The sequence below is a fragment of the Streptantibioticus cattleyicolor NRRL 8057 = DSM 46488 genome (assembly GCF_000240165.1).
GTDB classification, from domain to species: domain Bacteria; phylum Actinomycetota; class Actinomycetes; order Streptomycetales; family Streptomycetaceae; genus Streptantibioticus; species Streptantibioticus cattleyicolor.
Map to the genome: position 1 here is coordinate 932,994 of NC_017586.1, position 20,216 is coordinate 953,209.

Here is a 20,216-nt window from a genome sequence, read left to right on the forward strand (position 1 = left end):
AGTCTGCGCGGCGTGAGCACGCATTCGAATTCCCCTGCGGCCGGCTGGTACGCGGACCCGCACGGTACGCCGGACCTGCGCTGGTGGGACGGCTCGCAGTGGACCGAGCACGTCCACGCCGCCGTGCCGCAGCGGCAGCCGGCACCGCAGGCCCCGCCGGCCGCGCAGCCGCAGCCCGTCCCGCAGGCCCAGGCACCGCAGGCCCAGGCAGCGCAGTTCCCGGCACCGCAGGCCCAGGCACCGCAGCCGCCCGCCATGCCGCCGCACCCGGGCGCCCCGCAGGGGATGCCGCAGCGGGAGAACCCGTGGGAGCTGGGGGTCGACGGGGCGCACGACCCGGCGCGGATCCAGCGCCAGGTGCAGCACCAGGCGGGCGTGGCGCCCACCGCGGGCGGCGGCGGGACGCTCTTCACCGAGCCGGTGCTGGTGGTCAACCAGAAGGCCAAGCTGATCGAGGTCAGCAACGAGTACAGCGTCTTCGACCAGGCCGGACGGCAGATCGGCTCGGTGGCCGAGGTCGGGCAGAGCGCCGCCCGCAAGGTGGTGCGGTTCCTGTCCAACGTCGACCAGTTCCTGACCCACCGGCTGGAGGTGCGCGACGCCTACGGGCAGCCGGTGCTGATGCTCACCCGGCCGGCGAAGTTCATCAAGTCCAAGATGCTCGTGCAGCGCGCGGACGGCGGCCAGCTCGGCGAGATCGTGCAGCAGAACGTCTTCGGGAAGATCAACTTCGGCTTCGTGGCCGACGGTCGGCAGATCGGCGCCATCAAGGCGGAGAACTGGCGGGCCTGGAACTTCTCCGTCGTCGACCACACCGACACCGAGGTCGCCCGGATCACCAAGACCTGGGAGGGGCTGGCCAAGGCGGTCTTCACCACGGCCGACAACTACGTGCTCCAGATCCACCGCCCACTGGCCGATCCGCTGCTGAGCATGGTGGTCGCCTCCGCGCTCACCGTGGACACCGCGCTGAAGCAGGACAGCCGCTGACCATGGGCGGCGACCGGGTGCTGGGGGTCGACTCCGGTGGCTCCGGCGTGCGGATCACGCTGGCCGCGCTGCCCGCGCCGGGCGAGCCGGTGACGGCCGATCCGGCGTTCACCCGTGCCGTGTCCGATCCGGTGCCCGTCGGTCCGCGCGGCCTCGACGCCGAGCGGCTGCTGGCCCATGTCCTCCCAGTGGCCGAGGAGTTGACGGCGCGGGCCGGACGGCCCCGGATCGCCGCCGCCACGATCGGCGCCGCCGGGCTGGCCTCCCTCGGCACCGCGGTGCGTGAACGGCTCCCGGCCGCGCTGCGGAACGGCCTCGGGGTGGGCCGGCTGGCGCTGGCGGCCGACGCGGTGACCGCCTACGCCGGAGCGCTGGGCGTGCGGCGCGGGGTGGTGGTCGCGGCCGGGACGGGGCTGGTCGCGCTCGGCGCCGAACCGGGCGGCGGGGGGTGGCGGCGCGCCGACGGCTGGGGACACCTGCTCGGCGACTGCGGCGGCGGTGCCTGGATCGGCCGGGCCGGTCTGGAGGCGGCGTTGCGCGCCCACGACGGGCGCCCGGAGGGCTCGGCGGCGCTGCTGGACCGGCTGACCGCGCGCTTCGGCCCGGCGCCGGAGTTGCCGGGGACGCTCTATCCGCGCGCCGACCGGGCGGCGGTGCTGGCGTCGTTCGCCCCCGAGGTGGGGCGGTGCGCGGCGCACGACCCGGTGGCGGCGCGGATCCTGCGGCAGGCGGCCCGCCATCTGCTGGACGCGGCGGCGGCGGTGCGGCCGGAGCCGGTACGGACCGGGGACGGGTGGGAACTGGCGCTCACCGGCGGGCTGTTGAACCTCGGCGAGCCGCTGCTCGGCCCGGTGCGCGAGCTGGCGCCGCACGCGGCGCCCGGGGCACGACTGGTGGCGGCCGACGGCGATCCGCTGCTGGGCGCGGTGCGGATCGCGGCGGCGCTGGCGCACGGCGGGCCGATGCTGCCGGCCGACCCCCGGCTGCTGACGCTGCACTGAACCGGGGCCGCCCGCCCGCACGTTGCCGACGATCCGGACCAAACGGGACCTTCCGCAGCACCACGCCACCCGCCCGAACACCGGAACGCACAAAACCGTTAGCATGCGAGGCCATGAGCTCAGCCACTGGCCCCGCACCTGGCCTGCCCGTACGAATGCCGCGTCCACGACAGCCTGGACGGCACCGGCGGCCGGAGCCGCTGGCCGCCCCGCAGGGCGCGCCCGCCCTGGTCCTCGCCGTCCCCGGCGCCCCCTCCGCCGCGATCCGCTCGCTCGTCGAGGAGGTCGTGAGCATAGCCCGTTCCGAACTGTCCGGGCTGGACGCGCGGATCGGGTACCTGGACGCCCCCGGGGAGGACGAGGCGTTCCCGGCGCTGCGTGACGTGCTGGCCGGGGCCGGTGCCGAGGAGCGGGAGGACGGCGTCCCGGCGGCGGTCGTCGTGCCGCTGCTGGCCGGGCCGGAGCCGGCGGTGCTGGCCCGGGTGGCGCAGGCGGTCGCGGACAGCGGGGTGACCGCGGAGGTGACCGACGCGCTCGGTCCGCACCCGCTGCTCGCCGAGGCGCTGCACGTACGGCTCTCCGAGGCCGGGCTGGCCCGCGCGGACCGGGCCCGGCTGTTCACCGTGGCCACCGCGGCCGACGGCATCGTGCTGGTCACCACCGGCGGCCAGGAGGCGGTGTCGGCGGCCGGTGTCACCGGGTTGCTGCTGGCCGCGCGGCTCGCGGTGCCGGTGCTGGCGGCCGGGCTCGACGTGGACGGCTCGGTCGCCGCCGTCGCCGAGCAGCTGCGGGCCTCCGGCTCGACCCGGCTGGCGCTGGCGCCCTGCGTGGTCGGCCCCGAACTCCCCGAGGGGCTGCTGGCCTCCGCCGCCGAGCAGGCCGGCTGCGACACCTGCGAGCCGCTGGGCGCCTACCCGGCGGTGGGCAAGCTGGTGCTGGCGAAGTACACCACGGTGCTGGGCCTCGCCCCGCAGGCACCGCAGAGCGCGCCGGCCCACTGACCGGCGCGGCGTGACCGCACCAAACGGCCGGGGACGACATGTGCGCGTCCCCGGCCGTCCGGCTCGACGGCCGCATCCGGTCAGCGGAAGACCACGCAGGAGGCCGCCGCGACCGGCAGCGTGCCGGACCGGTGCGGGGTCCCGGTGGCCGGGTCGAGGTCGAACCAGGTCACCTCGCCGGAGCGTTCGTTGGCCGCGTACAGCCGGCGCCCGGCCGGGTCCAGGGTGAGGTGGCGCGGCCACGAACCGCCGCATCCGGTGCGCCCGGTGAGCTCCAGCCGGCCGCCGTCCGGGCTCACGGCCAGGACCGCGATCTCGTCCCGGCCGCGTACCGCGACCCAGGCGAAGCGGCCGTCGGGGGCGAGCACGATCTCCGAGGGGTGGTCGGTGCCGGGTTCGCCGAGCGGCTGGGTGTGGCCGGTGGGGCGCAGTTCGCGGGTCTCGCCGTCCCAGGCGGCGACGGTGATGCCGGCCCCGAGTTCCTCGACGACGTAGGCGTGGTGGCCGGCCGGGTGGAAGGTGAGGTGGCGCGGGCCGCTGCCGGGGCGCAGCGCGGTCTGGCGCCGTACCCGCAGTTCGCCGGTGGCCGGGTCGAGGGCGCACACCCGCACCGAGTCGGTGCCCAGGTCGACGGTGAGCAGGGTGCGCCCTCGCGGGTCCGGGGTGACCGCGTGCGCGTGCGGGCCCTCCTGACGCTCCGGGTGCGGGCCGTCGCCCTCGTGCCGCAGGACGTGGCGGAGCGCGGCGGGGGCCTGTTCGGGGTCGAGGGAGAGCACGCTGACGCTGCCGCCGGCGTAGTTGGCGGTGATCAGGTGGCCGTCGTAGAGGCACAGGTGGGTGGGGGCGCCGCCGCCGACCCGCACGGCCGGGGCCAGCAGCGCGGGGGCGTCCGGGTCGCGCAGCGAGAAGGCGGCGGCCTGACCGTGCTCCTCCTGCTCGCTGACCGCGTAGAGCACGCCGCCGTCCTGCGACAGGGCGAGGAAGGAAGGGTCGGGCACGGCGTCGGTGCGGCCGGTCACGGTGAGGGAGCCGTCGGCCGGGTCGACCGCCGCCACGGTGATCCCGGCCCCGCCGGCCGAGGTGAACGATCCGATGTACGCCCGCTGTCCGCTGCCGGTCACGAAGTTCCGTCCCCTGTACGCCTGCACGTACGTGTCCGTAGATGCCCGTAGCCGCCGGTGACGCGGTACGGCTGCCGCAGCAGACGGTAGTACGCGGGCCGCCGGGCGTGCCCAGGGCGGCGAAGGGCCGTCGGGGTGAAAAGGGGCGGTCGGAGCGAGTGAACGCGACCGACGGGCCGAATCCCAGACTTGGTGAACGCGGCGGCGCACTGTAACAAGACCGCGTCTTGCACACCGCGAGGGCGAGGAGCGCACGGTGAGGAATTTCGCACGCATCAGCGTGATGATGGCGGCGGCCGGCGGATTGCTGCTGGCCGCGGGGGGCACTTCGTCCGCTGCCGGGTGGCATGGCGGCTGGCTGCTCGATTCCGACGACGGTGGATGGCACGGCGACAGTTACGGAGATCTCAGCTCCGAATTCCGTTGCGGAAAGCGAGCGGAATTCTGTATCAACGGCGCGGTGGACAGCGGGAATGTGAAGGACGCGCAGAACGTCTACATCAACGGCAGCCCGAACGACAGCGGCGGCCCGACCAATATCAACGGCAGCGTCAACGTGGACAACACGATCAAGAACACCCAGCACAGCGACAACGTCCTGCAGGCGACCCACAAGGGCGTGCAGCGGCTGTGACGACCGGGCGGGAGCGGCCGTCCCCCGGTCCGGGCGGACGATCGCTCCCGTCGCGGGCCGGCTACAGCCGCGGCACCAGGCCGCCCAGGAGGTTCTGGACGGCGTTGGTGCTGCCGGCGGTGTTGCCGGTGGAGGCGTTGTGGCTGTTGGTGGAGCCGTTGGTGTTGTCGATGTTGCCGCTGCTGTTGGGATTTCCGTGGTTGATGAAATTCCCGCTGTTGACGCTGTTCCCGCTGTGCACCGGGCCGTTGACGCAGGGGTGGGGCATCGGCGACTTGTAGACCGGCGACTTGTAATGGATGTCGGCCAGCCGGTTGTTGCAGATGACGCCGGACGTCATGGCGGTGAGGGTGCCGACGTCGGCACCGAGTACGGAGGAGAGCAGGGACGACGGCTCCGGCCCGGTCTGGGCGTGCGCGGCCCCGGCGCCCGCCAGGATCAGCCCGCAGGCGCCGAAGACGGTTCCGGCGTGCACGACTCTTCTCACTGGTCGCTCCTTGTCGTTTCGGCGTCCCGCTACCCCGGCGTTTTCGCCGCCGTGGTACGCGTGCATTCTCCGACGGCATTGTCGGACCGGCTGCGGAAAAACCCCTCGGTGGAGAGAATCACGCGGATGGCGCACCGGCCGCCGGGGCGTCAGGCGGCCAGCGCCGGGCGGGGCGCGGCGTTGAGCGGGGCGTGGAGTTCGCGCAGCGCGGCTTCGAGGCCGTGCAGATGCACCAGGGCCGGGTGGTCCACGGCGGGCGCACCGGCCGGGTGGTGGGCCGCATCGGCCGCCTCGTGCGGGGCGAGCAGCCGCAGCACGGCCGTCTCCACCCGGGCGCAGGCGGCCACCAGCACCTCGTCGTGGCCGGCCGCGTGCTCGGCGACGGCCCCGGCGAGTCCGCGGACCTGCCGCGCGCAGTCGTCGAGCAGCGCGAGCACCCGGCGAGCCCGGGCCTTGCGGGCGCGCAGCGGGCTGAGCGGGTGCACCAGGGGCGCCAGCGTCAGGCGGACCCGGCCGAGCAGCAGGTCGAGCCGGGCGATGTGCGGGTGGAGCGGCTGCGCCGACCCGGCCGCGACGGTGGCGTCCCGCACCGCGTGCAGGGTGCGGCGGATCCAGGCGTCCGTGGTGGCGTGCGTGGTGACCGGGAGCACCAGGGCCACGGCGAGCGCCGCGCCGAGCGCCCCCACCCCGGTCTCGGTCAGCCGCAGGACGAGCAGGTCCGGGGTGAGGACCCCGAGGAGCCCGTAGAGCAGCCCGGCCATCGAGGTCACCGCGAACATCATCCAGCTGTAGGAGACCGGGGCGGCGTAGAAGATGCCGAAGACGCAGGCGGCGACGAGCGCCAGGGTGGGCACCGGGGCGCCGTTCAGCGGAACGGCCACCACCAGCCCCGCCACGATGCCGGTCACCGTGCCGAGGACCCGGCGGAAGCCGCGGACCAGCGTCTCACCGCGCGAGGAGGTGTTGACGAAGATCCACCACGCGGTGACCACCGCCCAGTACCAGCGCTGCTGGGAGACGAGTTGTCCGGCGCCGAGCGCGAAGGCGCAGGCGAGGGTGGCCTGGACGGCCTGGCGGGTGGTGACCCGGGCCAGTCCGCGCCCGCCCGGCGGGGTGAGGACGACGGGCGGCGGCTGCCGCCGCTCGTAGCACCACGCCCCGAAGCGGACCGCCGCGGAGGCGATCAGTCCGGTCGCCATGGCGGCGTAGAGCGCGGGCAGTTGGCCGGGGACGGCCCGCAGGAACTGCGCCATGAAGAACGCCATGAACGCGAAGATCCCCAGCGCGTTGCCCCGGGCTCCCCAGCGGCGGGCGTAGACCCCGGCGCCGACCACGGCGAGGAACGCGGCGTCCCGCGCCCATGGCACCGTGTGCAGCGCGGTGGCGAGCGCCAGCACCGGGGCGCCGACGACCGGCAGCAGCACGGTGGTGACCGCCTGCGCCCGCACCCCGGCGTCGGCCACCGTGAAGAGCGCGAGCAGCGCGGCGAGTCCGCCGACGATCGCCCCCGGCAGGGTGTGGCCGACCAGGTAGGACGAGGTCACCGCCGCACCCACGCCGAGGACGGCCCGCAGCGCGGCACGCAGCCGCGTCCGCCCCGGATCCGGAGCCACCAACATCCTCTTGAGCACAGCTTTCCGCCCCCTGGGTGTCTCGGTACGTCCTGATATGAAAAAGGCGCCGCGGGATCCGCAGCGCCATCGACCCCTCCATGACAGCACCCGTGGCCCCACTGGCTCAAGAGATCGCTCGCAGGATGTGCCATTGGCCCAGCACGGGCGGGGCCGGCACGGCCAGGGGCGGGCCAACGGCCCAGGTCGCGGCGGGGACCGCCGGGGCGGGCGGGCCGTTGGTAGAGTCGCAGCGCCCGACCCCGCACGCCAGGACCTAGGAGACCGCCGCGCCATGGCCGTGGACGAGCTGGACGCCAGGATCCTGCGGTTGCTGCTGGAGCAGCCGCGAACCAGCGTCCGGGAGTACGCCCGCATCCTGGGCGTGGCCCGGGGCACCTTGCAGGCGCGGCTGGACCGGCTGGAGCGGGACGGGGTGATCACCGGTTACGGGCCCCGGCTGTCGCCGGCCGCGCTGGGCCACCCGGTGACGGCGTTCCTGCGGATCGAGGTGACCCAGGGCAACCTCAACGACGTCGGGGCGCGGCTGGCCGCGGTGCCGCAGATCATCGAGGTCTTCTCGGTCACCGGCGACGGCGACCTCCTCACCCGGGTGGCAGCCCGCGACAACACGCATCTGGAGGACGTCATCCAGCGGGTGATCAGCATGCCCGGCGTGGTCCGCACCCGTACCGAGGTGGTGCTGAGGGAGCGGGTGCCGCACCGGATGCTGCCACTGGTCGAGTCGGTGGGGCGGGGCGCGGCGCGGCCGGCACCCCGGCACACCCCGGCCCACCGCACGCCGCCGGGCGACCCGGGTCCGGCCGGCTGAGCCGCGCTTGGCAAGCTGGTGGCCATGGACACCCGCGCGGTCATCTTCGATCTGGACGGCACGCTGGTGGACAGCGAGCCGGCGTACTACGAGGCGGGCCGGCAACTGCTGGCCCGGTACGGGGTGGACGGCTACTCGTGGGAGCACCACGCCCGGTTCGTCGGCATCGGCACCGAGGAGACGCTGGCGGCGCTGCGCGCGGAGTACCGGATCGCGGCCCCGGTTCAGGAGTTGCTGGCCGGGAAGAACCGGATCTACCTGGAGTTGGCGGGGCGCACGGTGCGGGCGTTCCCGGGGATGCGTGAGCTGGTGGAGCGGCTGCGGGCGGCCGGGGTGCCGATGGCGGTCGCCTCGGGTTCGTCGCCGCGGGCGATCCGCGCGGTGCTGGCCGGCACCGGGCTGGACGGGGCGTTCGCGCTGACCGTCTCGGCGGAGCAGGTGGAGCACGGCAAGCCGGCCCCGGACGTCTTCCTGGCCGCGGCGGAGCGGCTGGGCGTGGCGCCGGAGCGGTGCGTGGTGCTGGAGGACGCGGCGCCGGGTGTGACGGCGGCGGCCCGGGCCGGCATGCGGTGCGTCGCCGTACCGTATCTGCCCGAGCAGGCGGACGATCCGGCGTTCGCCTCGGCGGACCTGCTCTTCCCGGGCGGGCAACGGGAGTTCGACGCCGCCCGGACGTACGCGTGGATCATGTCCTGACCCCGGGGACGCGGGCCGCCGTACCGGGCGGCGCGGCGGGAAGCCCACGGGGCCGCCCGACGTTGGTAGAAACGTGAACTACTTTGCGGACGCCGAGGCACCGGGGGCCACCGGGGCCGTCACCGAGGTCGAGGTCGCCGTCATCGGGGCCGGCCAGGCGGGGCTGTCGGCCGGCTACTTCCTGCGCCGCGCCGGACTGCGGCCGGGGACGGACTTCGTGCTGCTGGACCACTCCCCCGGCCCCGGCGGCGCCTGGCAGTTCCGCTGGCCCACGCTCACGTACGGCAAGGCGCACCGGGTGCACGACCTGCCGGGGCTCGCGCTGACCGGGGCCGACGAGGGGCGCCCGGCCGCCGAGGTGGTGGCCGGCTACTTCGCGGCCTACGAGGACGCCTTCGGCCTGCGGGTACGCCGCCCGGTGCACGTCGGCGAGGTGCGTGCCGCACCGGACGGCCGGCTGCTGGTGGTCTCCGCCGCCGGAACCTGGTCGGCGCGGGCGCTGATCAACGCCACCGGCACCTGGGACCGCCCGTTCCTGCCGCACTACCCCGGCCAGGAGAGCTTCCGGGGACGCCAACTGCACACCGCCGGGTACCGGGGGCCGGAGGAGTTCGCCGGGCAGCGCGTGATCGTGGTCGGCGGCGGCGCCTCCGGCACCCAGCACCTGCTGGAGCTGGCCGGCGTGGCGGCCCGTACCACCTGGGTCACCCGGCGCCCGCCGGTCTTCGTCACCGGCCCGTTCGACGCCGGGCGCGGCCGGGACGCGGTGGCCCGGGTCGAGGAACGCACCCGGCGCGGGCTCCCGCCGCGCAGCGTGGTCTCCGTCACCGGGCTGACCTCGACCCCGGCGGTCGAACGGGCCCGGGCGGCCGGGGTGCTCCGGCGGCTGCCGATGTTCGACCGGGTCACCCCGGACGGCGTGGCCTGGGCCGACGGACGCGAGATCGAGGCCGACGTGATCCTGTGGGCCACCGGGTTCCGCGCCGACCTCGCCCATCTCGCCCCGCTGCGGCTGCGGGAGCCCGGCGGCGGGATCCGGATGGCCGGCACCCGGGTGGTCAAGAACCCGCGCGTCCACCTCATCGGCTACGGCGGCTCGGCGAGCACGATCGGCGCCAACCGGGCCGGGCGCGCCGCGGTGCGGGAGATCACCGCGCTGCTCGGGATCGGCGACCGAACACACGAACACGGGAGCGAACGTTCGCCAGAACGCGTGTACTGACACCCAAGTGGCCCCACGGCACCACCGGGGCCGGTGATGCTTGCGGTGTGCGGGTGACGAGCCGCGGACCGTCACCGGCACCACCCCGGCCATGTCCCTTACTGCGCCGGGGAGTTCGGTCCCACAACGCTATGCGCAAGGAGAAACCCGATGAACCTCGTCACCAGCCTGCTCGCCGGCGTCCTGCACTTCCTGGGCTGGCTGATCTGAGCTGACCTGACGCGACGGAACGGCGCCCCCCACCCCTCGTCCCGGGGTGGCGGGGCGCCGCCCGCGCGGCTCAGCGGTCCAGCGGACGCCCCGCGGTCTCCGGCAGCACCACGTAGACGGCGGCCGAGACCAGGCAGAGCACCGCCACGTACCACGGGAACCACTCGGCGTGGCCGGCCTGCTGGAACCAGGTGCCGACGTACGGCGCCGTACCGCCGAAGACCGCCACCGTCAGCGAGTAGGGGAAGCCGATGCCCGCGGCGCGCACCCGGGCCGGGAAGACCTCGGCGTTGACCGCGGCAGCCACCGAGGTGTAGCCGGTGAGCAGCACCATCCCCGCACACCCCACCAGCACCAGCGACAGCAGCGAACCGGTGAGCAGGTGCAGCAGCGGCACCACCAGCACCGCGAACCCCACCGCGAAGCCGATCAGCAGCGGCTTGCGGCCGATCCGGTCGGAGAGCATCCCGCCGAGCGGCTGGAGCACCGCGAAGAACGCCAGCGTGATGGTGCCCGCGGTCAGCGCGTCCCCCTTGCCGAGCCCCGCGTGGACGGTGGCGTAGGTCGGCAGATAGGTGGTCCAGGTGTAGTACGCGATGGTGCCGCCGACCGTGATGCCGCAGATCAGCAACGACTGGCGGGGGTGGCGGCGGAGCGCCTCGAAGAGCCCGGGGCGCGGCGCCCGCTGCTGCTCCTCACTGCGGGTCTCCACCGCGCCGCGCCGGATCCACAGCCCGACCAGCGAGATCACCGCGCCCACGGCGAACGCCACCCGCCAGCCCCACGAGGTCATCTGCGCGTCGGTCAGCACCTGCGCGAGCAGCGCCGCGAGCCCGGAGGCGACGAGCTGCCCGGCGGTGGTCGACACGTACTGGAAGCTGGAGAAGAGCCCGCGCCGGCCCGGACCGGCCGACTCCACCAGGAACGTGGTGGACGCGGCGAACTCCCCGCCCACCGACAGCCCTTGCAGCAGCCGCGCCACCACCAGCACCACCGGGCCCAGCACACCGGCGCTCGTGTACGTCGGCGTCACCGCAACCAGCAGGCTGCCGCCGCCCATCAGCACGATGGTCACACTCAGCGCCGCCCGCCGGCCGAGCCGGTCGGCCACCGCGCCCATCAGCAGCCCGCCGACCGGCCGCATGAAGAAGCCGACCGCGAAGACCGCGAACGTCGACAGCAGCGGCACCAGGGAGTTGCCGGCGCCCTTGGGGAAGATCTGGCCGGCGAAGTAGACGGCGAGGAAGGAGTAGGCGTACCAGTCGTACCACTCGACGGCGTTGCCGACGGAGGCCGCGGCGAGCTGCCGCACCGGCAGCCGTGCCGGGGAGGCGGCGGGACGGGACTGTGCTATCGGGGCCGAACCGGTCATCTCGTGCGGATCCTTCTGCGGCGGGACGTGGACCGGCCATTCTCCGCCGCGACCCCGTCCCGCGTCTGCGGGCCGCGGGTAAATTTCACATGGCAAGATCGCGGAACGCCCCGCGGACCACCGGCGGCGGCGCGCGTCCCCCGGGAGGCAGCATGCGGGTAGCCCTCTTCATCACCTGCGTCAACGACGCGCTCCATCCGGACACCGGGCGCGCGGTGGTCCGGCTGCTGGAGCGGCTCGGGGTGCGGGTGGAGTTCCCGGCCGCGCAGACCTGCTGCGGCCAGATGCAGTACAACACCGGTTACCGGCACGAGAGCGAGCCGTTGCTGCGCCGCTTCGCCGAGGTCTTCGCCGGGTACGACGCGGTGGTCGCCCCGTCCGGTTCGTGCGCGGCGATGGTCCGGGACGCCTACCCGCGGATCGGTGCCCGGGCCGCCGCCGAGGGGCGGGGCGGCCGGCTGGCCGAGCTGGCGGCGTCGGTGGCGCCCAAGGTGTTCGAGCTGTCGGAGTTCCTCGTCGACGTCCTCGGGGTGGTGGACGTCGGCGCGTACTTCCCGCACACCGTGGCGTACCACCCGACCTGCCACGGGCTGCGGCTGCTCGGGCTCGGCGACCGGCCGCTGCGGCTGCTGCGCGCGGTACGCGGGCTCACCCTGGTCGAGCTGCCCGGTGCCGAGGAGTGCTGCGGCTTCGGCGGCACCTTCTCGGTGAAGAACCCCGCGGTGTCGGTGGCGATGGGGCGGGACAAGGTGGCCGGTGCCCGGGCCTCCGGAGCCGAGGTGCTGTGCGCCGCCGACAACTCCTGTCTGACGCACATCGGCGCCACCGCGAGCCGGCTCGGCGGCGGCCCCCGGATGCTCCACCTCGCCGAGATCCTGGCCCGCACCGAGGCCGACGGCCCCGCCCTCGCGGCCCCGGCCCGCCCGTCCCGCACGGAAGGAGGCGTTCAATGACCGCCGTACCGCTGGGCATGCCCGCCTTCCCGCGCGCCGCCGAGTCCGCCGTAGGCGACCCGGTGCTGCGCGGCAACCTGCGCCACGCCACTCACACCATCCGCGCCAAGCGGGCCCGGGCCGTCGCCGAACTCGACGACTGGGCGCGGCTGCGGGCGGCCGGCGCCGCCGTCAAGGACCGCACGCTGCGCCATCTCGGCCATTATCTGGAGCAGTTGGAGGCGTCGGTCACCGCGGCCGGCGGCCAGGTGCACTGGGCCGCCGACGCCGCCGAGGCCAACCGGATCGTCACCGGCCTGGTGCGGGCCACCGGCGAGCGCGAGGTGGTCAAGGTCAAGTCGATGGCCACCCAGGAGATCGGCCTCAACGAGGCGCTGACGGCGGCCGGGATCACCGCGTACGAGACCGATCTGGCCGAGCTGATCGTGCAGCTCGGCGACGACCGGCCGTCGCACATCCTGGTCCCCGCGATCCACCGCAACCGCGGCGAGATCCGCGACATCTTCCTGCGCACCATGGCCCGTTGGGGCCGTCCGGCGCCGGACGGGCTGACCGACGACCCCGCGCAGCTCGCCGAGGCGGCCCGGCTGCATCTGCGGGAGAAGTTCCTGCGGGCCAAGGTGGCGGTCTCCGGCGCCAACTTCATGGTGGCCGAGACCGGCACGTTGGTGGTGGTGGAGTCCGAGGGCAACGGGCGGATGTGCCTGACCCTGCCCGAGACGCTGATCTCGGTGGTGGGCCTGGAGAAGGTCGTGCCGACCTGGCGTGACCTGGAGGTCTTCCTCCAGTTGCTGCCGCGTTCGTCGACCGCGGAGCGGATGAACCCGTACACCTCGATGTGGACGGGGACCACCGCCGGCGACGGCCCCGGGGCGTTCCATCTGGTGCTGCTGGACAACGGGCGCACCGACGCCCTCGCCGACCAGGTCGGCCGGCAGGCGCTGCGCTGTATCCGCTGCTCGGCCTGTCTCAACGTGTGCCCGGTGTACGAGCGGGCCGGCGGCCACGCCTACGGTTCGGCCTACCCCGGGCCGATCGGCGCCATCCTCACCCCCCAACTGCGCGGTACGGCCACGGCGTTGGACGCCTCGCTGCCGTACGCCTCCTCGCTGTGCGGCGCCTGCTACGAGGTGTGCCCGGTGGCCATCGACATCCCGGAGGTCCTGGTGCACCTGCGGGAACGGGTGGTGCAGGGCGGTGCGGTGACCCGGCAGGGGGCCAGGGTGACGATCCGCCCGGCCAAGGGGCACGCGGCGGAGCGGGCGGCGATGCGGGCGGCCCGCTGGGCGTTCCAGCACCCCCGGGCGCTGCGCGCCGCCGAACGGCTCGCCTCCCGCACCCGCGCCGCGCACCCGTCCCGGCTGCCGTCGCCCGGTCCGGCCGGCGCCTGGTCGCGCGGGCGTGACCTGCCGGCGGTGCCCGCGGAACCGTTCCGCGACTGGTGGCAGCGCACCCGCGGCGGACGGCAGGAGGGCACCCGGTGACCGACGCCCCCCGTCCCGGCAGCCGGGAGGTGATCCTCGGCCGGATCCGCCGCGCGCTGGCCGACGTCCCGGCCGCCGAACGCCCCCGCGACGTGCCGGTGGACCGCGGCTACCTGCGTACCCACGGCGACCTCACCCCGGACCAACGGGTCGGCCTGCTGGCCGTCAACCTCGCCGACTACCGGGCGGTGGTGCACCGTTGTCCGGCCGGGGAGGTGCCCGCCGTGGTGGCGGCGCTGCTGGAGGCACGCGGGTCGCGCACCGTGGTGGTGCCGTCCGGCGTCCCCGAGGGGTGGACGGCGGTGGCCCGCCGCCGGATGGACGTCGTCGGGGACGATCCACACCTGACGCCCCATCAGCTCGACCTGGTCGACAGCGTGCTGACCGGTTGCGCGGTGGCGGTCGCGGAGACCGGCACGCTGGTGCTGGACGCCTCCCCCGACCAGGGGCGCCGGGCGATCACCCTGGTGCCCGACCACCACGTCTGCGTGGTGCGGGCGCCGGAGCAGGTGGTCGCCTCGGTACCGGAGGCGCTGGAACGGCTGGTGCCGTCCCGCCCGTTGACCTGGATCTCCGGACCGTCGGCCACCAGCGACATCGAACTGGACCGGGTGGAGGGGGTGCACGGGCCGCGGGTACTGGAGGTGGTGCTGGCCGAGGGGTGAGCGGGGCGGCCGTGGCCTCACGCGCCCGTCCTCACGCGGCCGGGACCGGCACGGGCGGGGGCGGGCCGACGTAGCGGGCGGCGGGCCGGATGATCTTGCTGTCCGCGGCCTGCTCCAGGATGTTGGCGCTCCAGCCGACGACCCGGGCGACGGCGAACGTCGGCGTGAACATCGTGCGTGGCAGCCCGCACAGCTCCATCACCACCCCGGCGAAGAACTCCACGTTGATGTGGAGTTCGCGGCCCGGCTTGAGTTCGGCGAGTATCGCCTCGGCACGCTCCTCCACGGCCACCGCGAAGTCGACCAGAGGTCCGCCGAAGCCGCGGGCGACCTCCTTCAGCAGCCGGGAACGAGGGTCTTCGGTGCGGTAGACGCGGTGACCGAAGCCCATCAGGCGTTCCCCGGCCAGGACCCGCTCGCGCAGCCAGGCGTCGATGCGGTCGGGGGTGCCGATGGCCTCCAGGGTGTCGAGCGCCCGGCTGGGGGCGCCGCCGTGCAGCGGACCGGAGAGCGCGCCGATCGCCCCGGTCAGGCAGGCGGCGAGATCGGCCCCGGTGGAGGCGATCACCCGGGCGGTGAAGGTTGACGAATTGAATCCATGGTCAATGGTTGACATGAGGTATTGCTCGATCGCCCGGGCCCGGGCCGGGTCCGGCTCCTCGCCGGTGAGCATGTACAGGTAGTTGGCGGCGTGCGGCAGGTCGGCGCGGGGCGCCACCGGTTCGAGCCCCTGGCCCAGCCGGTGCAGCGCGGTCACCAGGGTGGGCACCAGCGCGCAGGCGGCCAGCGCGTCGTCGGCCCGTCGCTCGGGCGTCAGGTCGTACAGCGGCGCGAAGCCGGCCACCGCTCCGGCCAGCGAGAGCGCGGTGCGCAGCCCGGCGAGCGGACCGGCCGCGGCGGTGGCCCGTGCCACGGCGGGCAGCGCGGCCAGCACCTCGGGGGGCGCGGCGCGCACCGCGGCGGTGCGCGCGGTGAACTCCGCCCGCGCGGCGGCGTCCGGCAGCGTGCCGTGGTGCATCAGGTGCCAGACGTCCTCGAAGGTGCGGGTGCGGGCCAGTTCGACGGCGGAGTACTGCCGGTAGTGGTAGAAGCCCTCGCGCCCGCGCACGTCGCCCAGTTCGGTGTCGGTGACGACGACTCCCGCGAGCCCGCGCGGTACGTCGGGTGACACGCTCGCGGACGGTCGGGTGGCAGCGGTCGGCATGGTGGTGCCCTCCTTCGGCGTTCTTCCTCGCCCTCCAGGAACATTGATCTAGACTCTCCACTCTTGACGAATCTTCTGTCAATATTGATTCAGTCAACATGAAGGCGGCATGCCGCCCGGTGATGCGATGGGATGGCCTCCATGACCCACCACGACGAGCCGAGCACCCGGCCGGCCCGGCTGAGCACCAAGGAGGCCGCACGGCGGCTCGGGGTCAAGCCCGAGACGCTCTACGCCTACGTCAGCCGTGGCTTGCTCACCAGCCACCGGTCCCCGGGCGGCCGGGGCAGCACCTTCGCCGCCGACGAGGTCGACGCGCTGCTGCGTCGCAACCGGCGCCCCCGATCCGCCGCCCCCGACCCCGCCTCCCGTACCCCGGCCGACGCCGTCACCGTCCCCACCGGCATCACCCTCATCGAGGACGACCGCTACTGGTTCCGCGGGGTGGACGCGGTGGAGTTCGCCACCCACTACGGCTACGAGGAGACCGCCGAGTGGCTGTGGACCGGCGAGCTGCGCCCTGGGATCCGCTTCACCGCGCCGCCCGAACCGCTCGCCGCCGCCGAACGCGCCGTCGCCGCGCTCCCCGAGCACAGCGGCCCAACCGACCGGCTGCGTGCCGCCACCGTGGCCGCCGCGGCGGCCGATCCGCTGCGGTTCGACCTCACCCCGGACACGGTGCTCACCACGGCCCGGGGCCTGATCGCCACCCTCACCGACGCGCTGCCGCCGGCCGGCGGCCGACGCCGTGAGCCGGGCGGCACGGTGGCGTACCGGCTCTGGTCGCGGCTGGCCCCGGACGGCGCCGACGACGCCTCGGTCCCGGTGGTGCAGGCGGCCCTGGCGCTCCTGGCCGACCACGACCTGGCCGCCTCCACGCTGGCCGCCCGGGTCGCCGCCTCTGCGCGGGCGCATCCGTACGCCGTCGTCTCGGCCGGACTCGGCGCGCTGGAGGGCCCGGTGCACGGCTCCGCCAGTGGGCTGGCCCACCGGATGCTCGCCGAGGTGCTGCAACGCGGCAGCGCCGGCGCCGTCGTCTCCGACCTGCTGCGCACCGGACGGCGGGTGCCCGGCCTTGGCCACCGCCTCTACCGCGGTGAGGACCCCCGGGCCCGGATGCTCTTCGGGCTGCTGGAAGGGGTGCCGGCCGCCGCCGACGCGCTGGCCGCGGCGCGCGAGGTGGTCCGCGCCGCCGACCGCGACCTGGCCGTGGGCGCCAACGTCGACCTCGCCCTCGCCGTGCTCTCGGTCGGCGCCGGCCTGCCGCCGGAGGCCGGTGAGACCCTGTTCGCCGTCTCCCGTACGGCCGGCTGGATCGCGCACGCCCTGGAGGAGTACGCCGAGCGCCCGCTGCGGATGCGTCCGCGCGGGCAGTACGACGGCCCGGCCCCGGGGCAGCCGCTGCCGCGTCCGGCGCGGTGACGGCGGCCCGGGGCCGGGGCGGTCAGGCCACCGCGGCGGTGTCCGCCGGGCCGGTGCCGGCGGCCGGTTCGCCGGAGGGTGCCAGCCGTGCGTCGCGGCGCACCAGGGCCGCGTACCGCCCGCCGAGCGCGAGGAGTTCGTCGTGCGTGCCGCGTTCGGCGATCCGGCCGTGGTCGAGCACCACGATCTGGTCGGCGTCGCGCACGGTGGAGAGCCGGTGCGCGATGGTGATCGTGGTGCGTCCGGCCGCGAGGGCGTCGATGGCCTCCTGCACCGCGTGTTCGGTACGGGTGTCCAGGGCGCTGGTGGCCTCGTCCAGGATGAGCACCGGCGGGTCGCGCAGGATGGTCCGGGCGATGGCCAGGCGCTGCTTCTCGCCGCCGGAGAAACGGTAGCCGCGTTCGCCGACCACGGTGTCGTAGCCGTCGGGCAGGGCCGCGACGTGGTCGTGGATCTGCGCGGCGCGGGCGGCGGCGACCAGTTCCTCGTCGGTGGCGTCCGGTTTGGCGAACCGCAGGTTGTCCGCGACCGAGGCGTGGAACAGGTACGTCTCCTGCGAGACCACCCCGACCGCCGAGGCGAGGGTGTCGAACGCCAGGTCGCGTACGTCGACGCCGTCCAGCGTGACCCGGCCGCCGGTGACGTCGTAGAGCCGGGGCACCAGGTAGCTCAGGGTGCTCTTGCCGGATCCGGTGGCGCCGACGATCGCCAGGCTGCCGCCGGGCGGCACCGTCAGGTCGATGCCGCGCAGGACGGGGTCGCCGCCCGCCGGATCGTAGGCGAAGTCCACGTCCTCGAACCGGACTTCACCACGTACCCGGGCGAGCCGGACGGGGTCGGGGCGCTCGGTGATGTCCACCGGCAGGTCGAGGTATTCGAAGATCCGCTGGAAGAGCGCGACCGAGGTCTGCACCTGCACGCCGGTCTGCAACAGGCTGACGGTGGGCCGGAACAGGCCCTGCTGGAGGGAGACGAACGCCACCAGCGTGCCGATGGAGACCGCCGGGCCGCCCACGTGCAGCGCGACCCCGGCCGCCCAGTAGAGCAGCGCGGGCATGGCGGCCATGACGATGCCGATGGTGGACATCCGCCAGCGGCCCGCCATGTTGGACCGGACCTCCAGCCCGACCAGTTGCTCCGACTCCCGCTCGAACGCCTTGGTGAGGGAGTCGGCGCGGCCCATGGTGCGGCCCAGCAGGATGCCGCTGACCGAGAGCGACTCGGTGACGATCGCCGACATCGCGGCCATCTGCTTCTGCCGCGCCGTGGTGATCGTCTTGCGTTCCCGGCCGACCCGGCGGCTGATCCACGCGAACGCCGGAAGGAGCAGCAGCGAGACCACGGTCAGCCGCCAGTCGAGGGCGAGCATGGCCACGATCGAGGCGACGACGCTGGTGAGGTTGGAGACGATCGAGGTGGCGGTGGAGGTGACGGTGGCCTGCATCCCGCCGATGTCGTTGGCGATCCGCGACTGCACCTCACCGGTGCGGGTGCGGGTGAAGAACGACAGGGACATGCGCTGCAGGCGCGCGTAGACGGCCGTGCGCAGGTCGTGCATGACGCGCTGGCCCACCGTGGTGGAGATCAACGTCTGGAGCACGCCGAAGACGCTGTTGAGCACGGCCGTGACGATCATGCCCAGGGCCAGCAGGCTCAGCAGCCCGATCCGGTCGTGCGGGATGGCGACGTCGAGGATGGCCCGCAGCAGGAACGGCGAGGCCACGGAGACCAGCGAGGAGGCGGCCACCAGCAGGCCGACCACGGCCAGCCGGCCGCGGTAGGGGCGGAAGAGCCGCAGGATGCGCCGGACGTCGGCGGGCTCACCGGGGTTGGCGGGGTCCTTGGGGGGCGGGGTCCAGTCGGGTTCGTCGGGTTTCATGGGCTCCTTCGGGGGCCGGGTGCGACGGGCGCCGGGGACGCGGGCGGCCTCGCGTGACCGGCGTGACGGGCGTGAGGGCAGCCCGCGGCGACGACGACACAAGCGAGCATAGTTCATTGTTACCTATGCTCACAATGAATACGGTCCTGATATCGTATGAACATGGTCACCGACCCCGCCGAACCCGCCGGAAACCTCCCCGAGCAACTGCTCCGGCTCACCCGGCGGCTGCACCGCGCCCAGAAGCGGCACCTCGAACCGCTGGGCATCACACCCGCCATGGCCCGGCTGCTGCGGGTGGCCGCCCACCACGACCGGCCGCCGCGCATGGTCGACCTCGCCCAGCGCCTCGACGTCGTCCCGCGCGCGGTGACCACGCTCGTGGACGCCCTGGAAGCCGGCGGGCTGGTCCACCGCCTCGCCGACCCGGCCAACCGCCGGGTGGTCCGCGTCGCGCTCACCCCGGACGGCGAGGCCACCCTCGACCGACTGCGGACCGCCCGCCGGGTCGCCGCCGAGGAACTCCTGGCGCCGCTGACCCCGGCCCAGCGCACACACCTCGCCGAGCTGCTGGAGACCCTGGTCGGCGCGGACGACAACGCCTGCTGAGCGCGGCAGCCGCCTAGTTGAGCATCCCCAGCGCCGCCATCGTGCCGATCCCGCCGGCCCCCAGGAAGAGCGGCATCAGCACCTTGACCTCCACCCAGCTGCCCGCCCGGAACCGCATGAAGTGCGGCGGCCCCACCGGGTACCAGCGCTTGCGGCCGATGGGTATGGGCCAAAGGATCGGACACCCGGAGACCGTGATCGCGTCGCCCAGGCAGTGCACCAGCGCGCCGAGCACCACCGGCAGCCCGATCCACATGTACTGCTGTCCCGGCTGGTCGAACAGCCACGTCCGGCCGTTGCCGGGGTCGTCGAGCACGCCGGCCAGCAGCCACGCGCCGGTGGCCCCCAGCAGCCACACCAGGATGTGGCTGGCCCCCCGAACCTGCCGCCACAGCAGCCCGTCCACGGCGAGCACCAGGTGGACGAAGAGCACCGCGAGCACCCCCCAGCGCCCGCCGTACACGGAGATCGCCGAGGCCCCGGCGCCGCACATCACCGCCCACGGCCAGGTGTGCGTCAGCGTGCGGTGACCACCGTTGCGCCGGGGGTCGCCCTTCATCCGGGTCGCGTTGTAGACGGCGTGCGAGATCTTCTCCACCACATCGCACAGGGCGTGCGACAGCGGCCCGAACGCCTTCGATATGGTGGCCGGCTTGTGGTCCAGGTCGGGGGCGAGCGCGGCGCCGGCGCAGGTCAGGGCGCCCACCACCAGCGTCGGCCAGGGCATGGGGTGGCCCAGCTGGGCGGCCACCCAGCCCACGCCCACCCAGGCCGCGGCCCCGGACAGTGAGTGCGCCGGTCCCATCATGGTCGGCCCGCCCCCC

19 protein-coding genes are annotated in these 20,216 nt (G+C 74.5%); 12 read left to right on the forward strand and 7 right to left on the reverse strand.

Features of this window, described 5'->3' with window-relative positions; translation table 11 throughout:
* Positions 1-12 precede the first annotated feature (12 nt).
* The 3 genes from SCATT_RS03840 to SCATT_RS03850 all read left to right on the forward strand — a co-directional run bounded on the left by SCATT_RS03840 (position 13) and on the right by SCATT_RS03850 (position 2,992).
* On the forward strand, positions 13-990 hold the full coding sequence (locus SCATT_RS03840; RefSeq protein ID WP_014141619.1) for a phospholipid scramblase-related protein: 978 nt from the start codon (positions 13-15) through the stop codon (positions 988-990).
* Between the two features lie 2 nt (positions 991-992).
* A complete protein-coding gene (locus tag SCATT_RS03845) occupies positions 993-1,991 on the forward strand; it encodes an N-acetylglucosamine kinase (RefSeq protein ID WP_014141620.1) in 999 nt (332 codons plus the stop codon).
* A gap of 113 nt (positions 1,992-2,104) precedes the next feature.
* Positions 2,105-2,992, forward strand: a complete 888-nt coding sequence (locus SCATT_RS03850; RefSeq protein WP_173405621.1) for a sirohydrochlorin chelatase — start codon at positions 2,105-2,107, stop codon at positions 2,990-2,992.
* Between the two features lie 80 nt (positions 2,993-3,072).
* Here the strand turns inward: SCATT_RS03850 and SCATT_RS03855 are convergent, their stop codons facing one another.
* A complete protein-coding gene (locus tag SCATT_RS03855; RefSeq protein WP_014141622.1) occupies positions 3,073-4,140 on the reverse strand; it encodes a lactonase family protein in 1,068 nt (355 codons plus the stop codon).
* A gap of 229 nt (positions 4,141-4,369) precedes the next feature.
* On the opposite strand from SCATT_RS03855, the gene SCATT_RS03860 reads away from it, so the two are divergent.
* Positions 4,370-4,747, forward strand: coding sequence for a hypothetical protein (locus SCATT_RS03860; protein ID WP_014141623.1), 378 nt, complete (start codon positions 4,370-4,372; stop codon positions 4,745-4,747).
* Between the two features lie 61 nt (positions 4,748-4,808).
* On the opposite strand, the gene SCATT_RS03865 is transcribed toward SCATT_RS03860, so the two are convergent.
* Together SCATT_RS03865 and SCATT_RS03870 are read right to left on the reverse strand one after the other, a co-directional pair.
* Positions 4,809-5,234 (reverse strand): hypothetical protein, encoded by a 426-nt coding sequence (locus SCATT_RS03865; protein ID WP_014627457.1) that lies wholly within the window; start codon positions 5,232-5,234, stop codon positions 4,809-4,811.
* Positions 5,235-5,383: 149 nt separating this feature from the next.
* Positions 5,384-6,853, reverse strand: coding sequence for an FUSC family protein (locus tag SCATT_RS03870; protein WP_014141625.1), 1,470 nt, complete (start codon positions 6,851-6,853; stop codon positions 5,384-5,386).
* A 286-nt stretch (positions 6,854-7,139) separates the two neighbouring features.
* On the opposite strand from SCATT_RS03870, the gene SCATT_RS03875 reads away from it, so the two are divergent.
* From SCATT_RS03875 to SCATT_RS03885, 3 genes are all read left to right on the forward strand, one after another.
* Positions 7,140-7,676 (forward strand): Lrp/AsnC family transcriptional regulator, encoded by a 537-nt coding sequence (locus SCATT_RS03875; protein WP_014141626.1) that lies wholly within the window; start codon positions 7,140-7,142, stop codon positions 7,674-7,676.
* A 24-nt stretch (positions 7,677-7,700) separates the two neighbouring features.
* Positions 7,701-8,372 carry an HAD family hydrolase gene (locus SCATT_RS03880; protein ID WP_014141627.1) on the forward strand — a complete coding sequence of 224 codons (672 nt, stop codon included), beginning with the start codon at positions 7,701-7,703 and terminating at the stop codon, positions 8,370-8,372.
* Between the two features lie 73 nt (positions 8,373-8,445).
* A complete protein-coding gene (locus tag SCATT_RS03885; RefSeq protein ID WP_014141628.1) occupies positions 8,446-9,594 on the forward strand; it encodes an NAD(P)-binding domain-containing protein in 1,149 nt (382 codons plus the stop codon).
* A gap of 280 nt (positions 9,595-9,874) precedes the next feature.
* Here the strand turns inward: SCATT_RS03885 and SCATT_RS03890 are convergent, their stop codons facing one another.
* Positions 9,875-11,176: an MFS transporter gene (locus tag SCATT_RS03890; protein WP_014141629.1), complete on the reverse strand. Its 1,302-nt coding sequence runs from the start codon at positions 11,174-11,176 to the stop codon at positions 9,875-9,877.
* Positions 11,177-11,328: 152 nt separating this feature from the next.
* Here SCATT_RS03890 and SCATT_RS03895 point away from each other — a divergent pair, with 152 nt between their 5' ends.
* The 3 genes from SCATT_RS03895 to SCATT_RS03905 are packed head-to-tail and all read left to right on the forward strand — an operon-like array spanning position 11,329 to position 14,278.
* Positions 11,329-12,129 carry a (Fe-S)-binding protein gene (locus SCATT_RS03895; protein ID WP_014141630.1) on the forward strand — a complete coding sequence of 267 codons (801 nt, stop codon included), beginning with the start codon at positions 11,329-11,331 and terminating at the stop codon, positions 12,127-12,129.
* Positions 12,126-13,613: a lactate utilization protein B gene (locus SCATT_RS03900; protein ID WP_014141631.1), complete on the forward strand. Its 1,488-nt coding sequence runs from the start codon at positions 12,126-12,128 to the stop codon at positions 13,611-13,613. Before SCATT_RS03895 ends, SCATT_RS03900 begins: the two co-directional genes overlap by 4 nt.
* A complete protein-coding gene (locus tag SCATT_RS03905; protein ID WP_014141632.1) occupies positions 13,610-14,278 on the forward strand; it encodes a LutC/YkgG family protein in 669 nt (222 codons plus the stop codon). The genes SCATT_RS03900 and SCATT_RS03905 overlap by 4 nt, the downstream gene beginning before the upstream one ends.
* Before the next feature lie 31 nt (positions 14,279-14,309).
* Here the strand turns inward: SCATT_RS03905 and SCATT_RS03910 are convergent, their stop codons facing one another.
* Complete coding sequence (locus tag SCATT_RS03910; protein ID WP_014141633.1) at positions 14,310-15,482, reverse strand: citrate synthase; 1,173 nt, start codon at positions 15,480-15,482, stop codon at positions 14,310-14,312.
* A gap of 132 nt (positions 15,483-15,614) precedes the next feature.
* Here SCATT_RS03910 and SCATT_RS03915 point away from each other — a divergent pair, with 132 nt between their 5' ends.
* Positions 15,615-16,904 (forward strand): citrate synthase, encoded by a 1,290-nt coding sequence (locus SCATT_RS03915; RefSeq protein WP_014627461.1) that lies wholly within the window; start codon positions 15,615-15,617, stop codon positions 16,902-16,904.
* 22 nt (positions 16,905-16,926) lie between these two features.
* On the opposite strand, the gene SCATT_RS03920 is transcribed toward SCATT_RS03915, so the two are convergent.
* A complete protein-coding gene (locus tag SCATT_RS03920; RefSeq protein WP_014141635.1) occupies positions 16,927-18,783 on the reverse strand; it encodes an ABC transporter ATP-binding protein in 1,857 nt (618 codons plus the stop codon).
* A 162-nt stretch (positions 18,784-18,945) separates the two neighbouring features.
* Between SCATT_RS03920 and SCATT_RS03925 the strand changes: the two genes are divergently transcribed.
* Positions 18,946-19,392, forward strand: a complete 447-nt coding sequence (locus tag SCATT_RS03925) for a MarR family winged helix-turn-helix transcriptional regulator (protein WP_014141636.1) — start codon at positions 18,946-18,948, stop codon at positions 19,390-19,392.
* Positions 19,393-19,405: 13 nt separating this feature from the next.
* Here SCATT_RS03925 and SCATT_RS03930 read toward each other — a convergent pair whose 3' ends face one another.
* Positions 19,406-20,200, reverse strand: a complete 795-nt coding sequence (locus tag SCATT_RS03930; RefSeq protein ID WP_014141637.1) for a metal-dependent hydrolase — start codon at positions 20,198-20,200, stop codon at positions 19,406-19,408.
* Positions 20,201-20,216: the final 16 nt, after the last annotated feature.

Excerpts from the sequence above, each read along its gene's own strand:
- SCATT_RS03845 (WP_014141620.1), top strand. The coding sequence starts at position 993 with ATGGGCGGCGACCGGGTGCTGGGGGTCGACTCCGGTGGCTCCGGCGTG.
- SCATT_RS03850 (WP_173405621.1), top strand. The coding sequence starts at position 2,105 with ATGAGCTCAGCCACTGGCCCCGCACCTGGCCTGCCCGTACGAATGCCG.
- SCATT_RS03870 (WP_014141625.1), bottom strand. The coding sequence starts at position 6,853 with ATGTTGGTGGCTCCGGATCCGGGGCGGACGCGGCTGCGTGCCGCGCTG.
- SCATT_RS03875 (WP_014141626.1), top strand. The coding sequence starts at position 7,140 with ATGGCCGTGGACGAGCTGGACGCCAGGATCCTGCGGTTGCTGCTGGAG.
- SCATT_RS03880 (WP_014141627.1), top strand. The coding sequence starts at position 7,701 with ATGGACACCCGCGCGGTCATCTTCGATCTGGACGGCACGCTGGTGGAC.
- SCATT_RS03890 (WP_014141629.1), bottom strand. The coding sequence starts at position 11,176 with ATGACCGGTTCGGCCCCGATAGCACAGTCCCGTCCCGCCGCCTCCCCG.
- SCATT_RS03895 (WP_014141630.1), top strand. The coding sequence starts at position 11,329 with ATGCGGGTAGCCCTCTTCATCACCTGCGTCAACGACGCGCTCCATCCG.
- SCATT_RS03900 (WP_014141631.1), top strand. The coding sequence starts at position 12,126 with ATGACCGCCGTACCGCTGGGCATGCCCGCCTTCCCGCGCGCCGCCGAG.
- SCATT_RS03910 (WP_014141633.1), bottom strand. The coding sequence starts at position 15,482 with ATGCCGACCGCTGCCACCCGACCGTCCGCGAGCGTGTCACCCGACGTA.
- SCATT_RS03915 (WP_014627461.1), top strand. The coding sequence starts at position 15,615 with ATGGCCTCCATGACCCACCACGACGAGCCGAGCACCCGGCCGGCCCGG.
- SCATT_RS03920 (WP_014141635.1), bottom strand. The coding sequence starts at position 18,783 with ATGAAACCCGACGAACCCGACTGGACCCCGCCCCCCAAGGACCCCGCC.
- SCATT_RS03925 (WP_014141636.1), top strand. The coding sequence starts at position 18,946 with ATGGTCACCGACCCCGCCGAACCCGCCGGAAACCTCCCCGAGCAACTG.
- SCATT_RS03930 (WP_014141637.1), bottom strand. The coding sequence starts at position 20,200 with ATGATGGGACCGGCGCACTCACTGTCCGGGGCCGCGGCCTGGGTGGGC.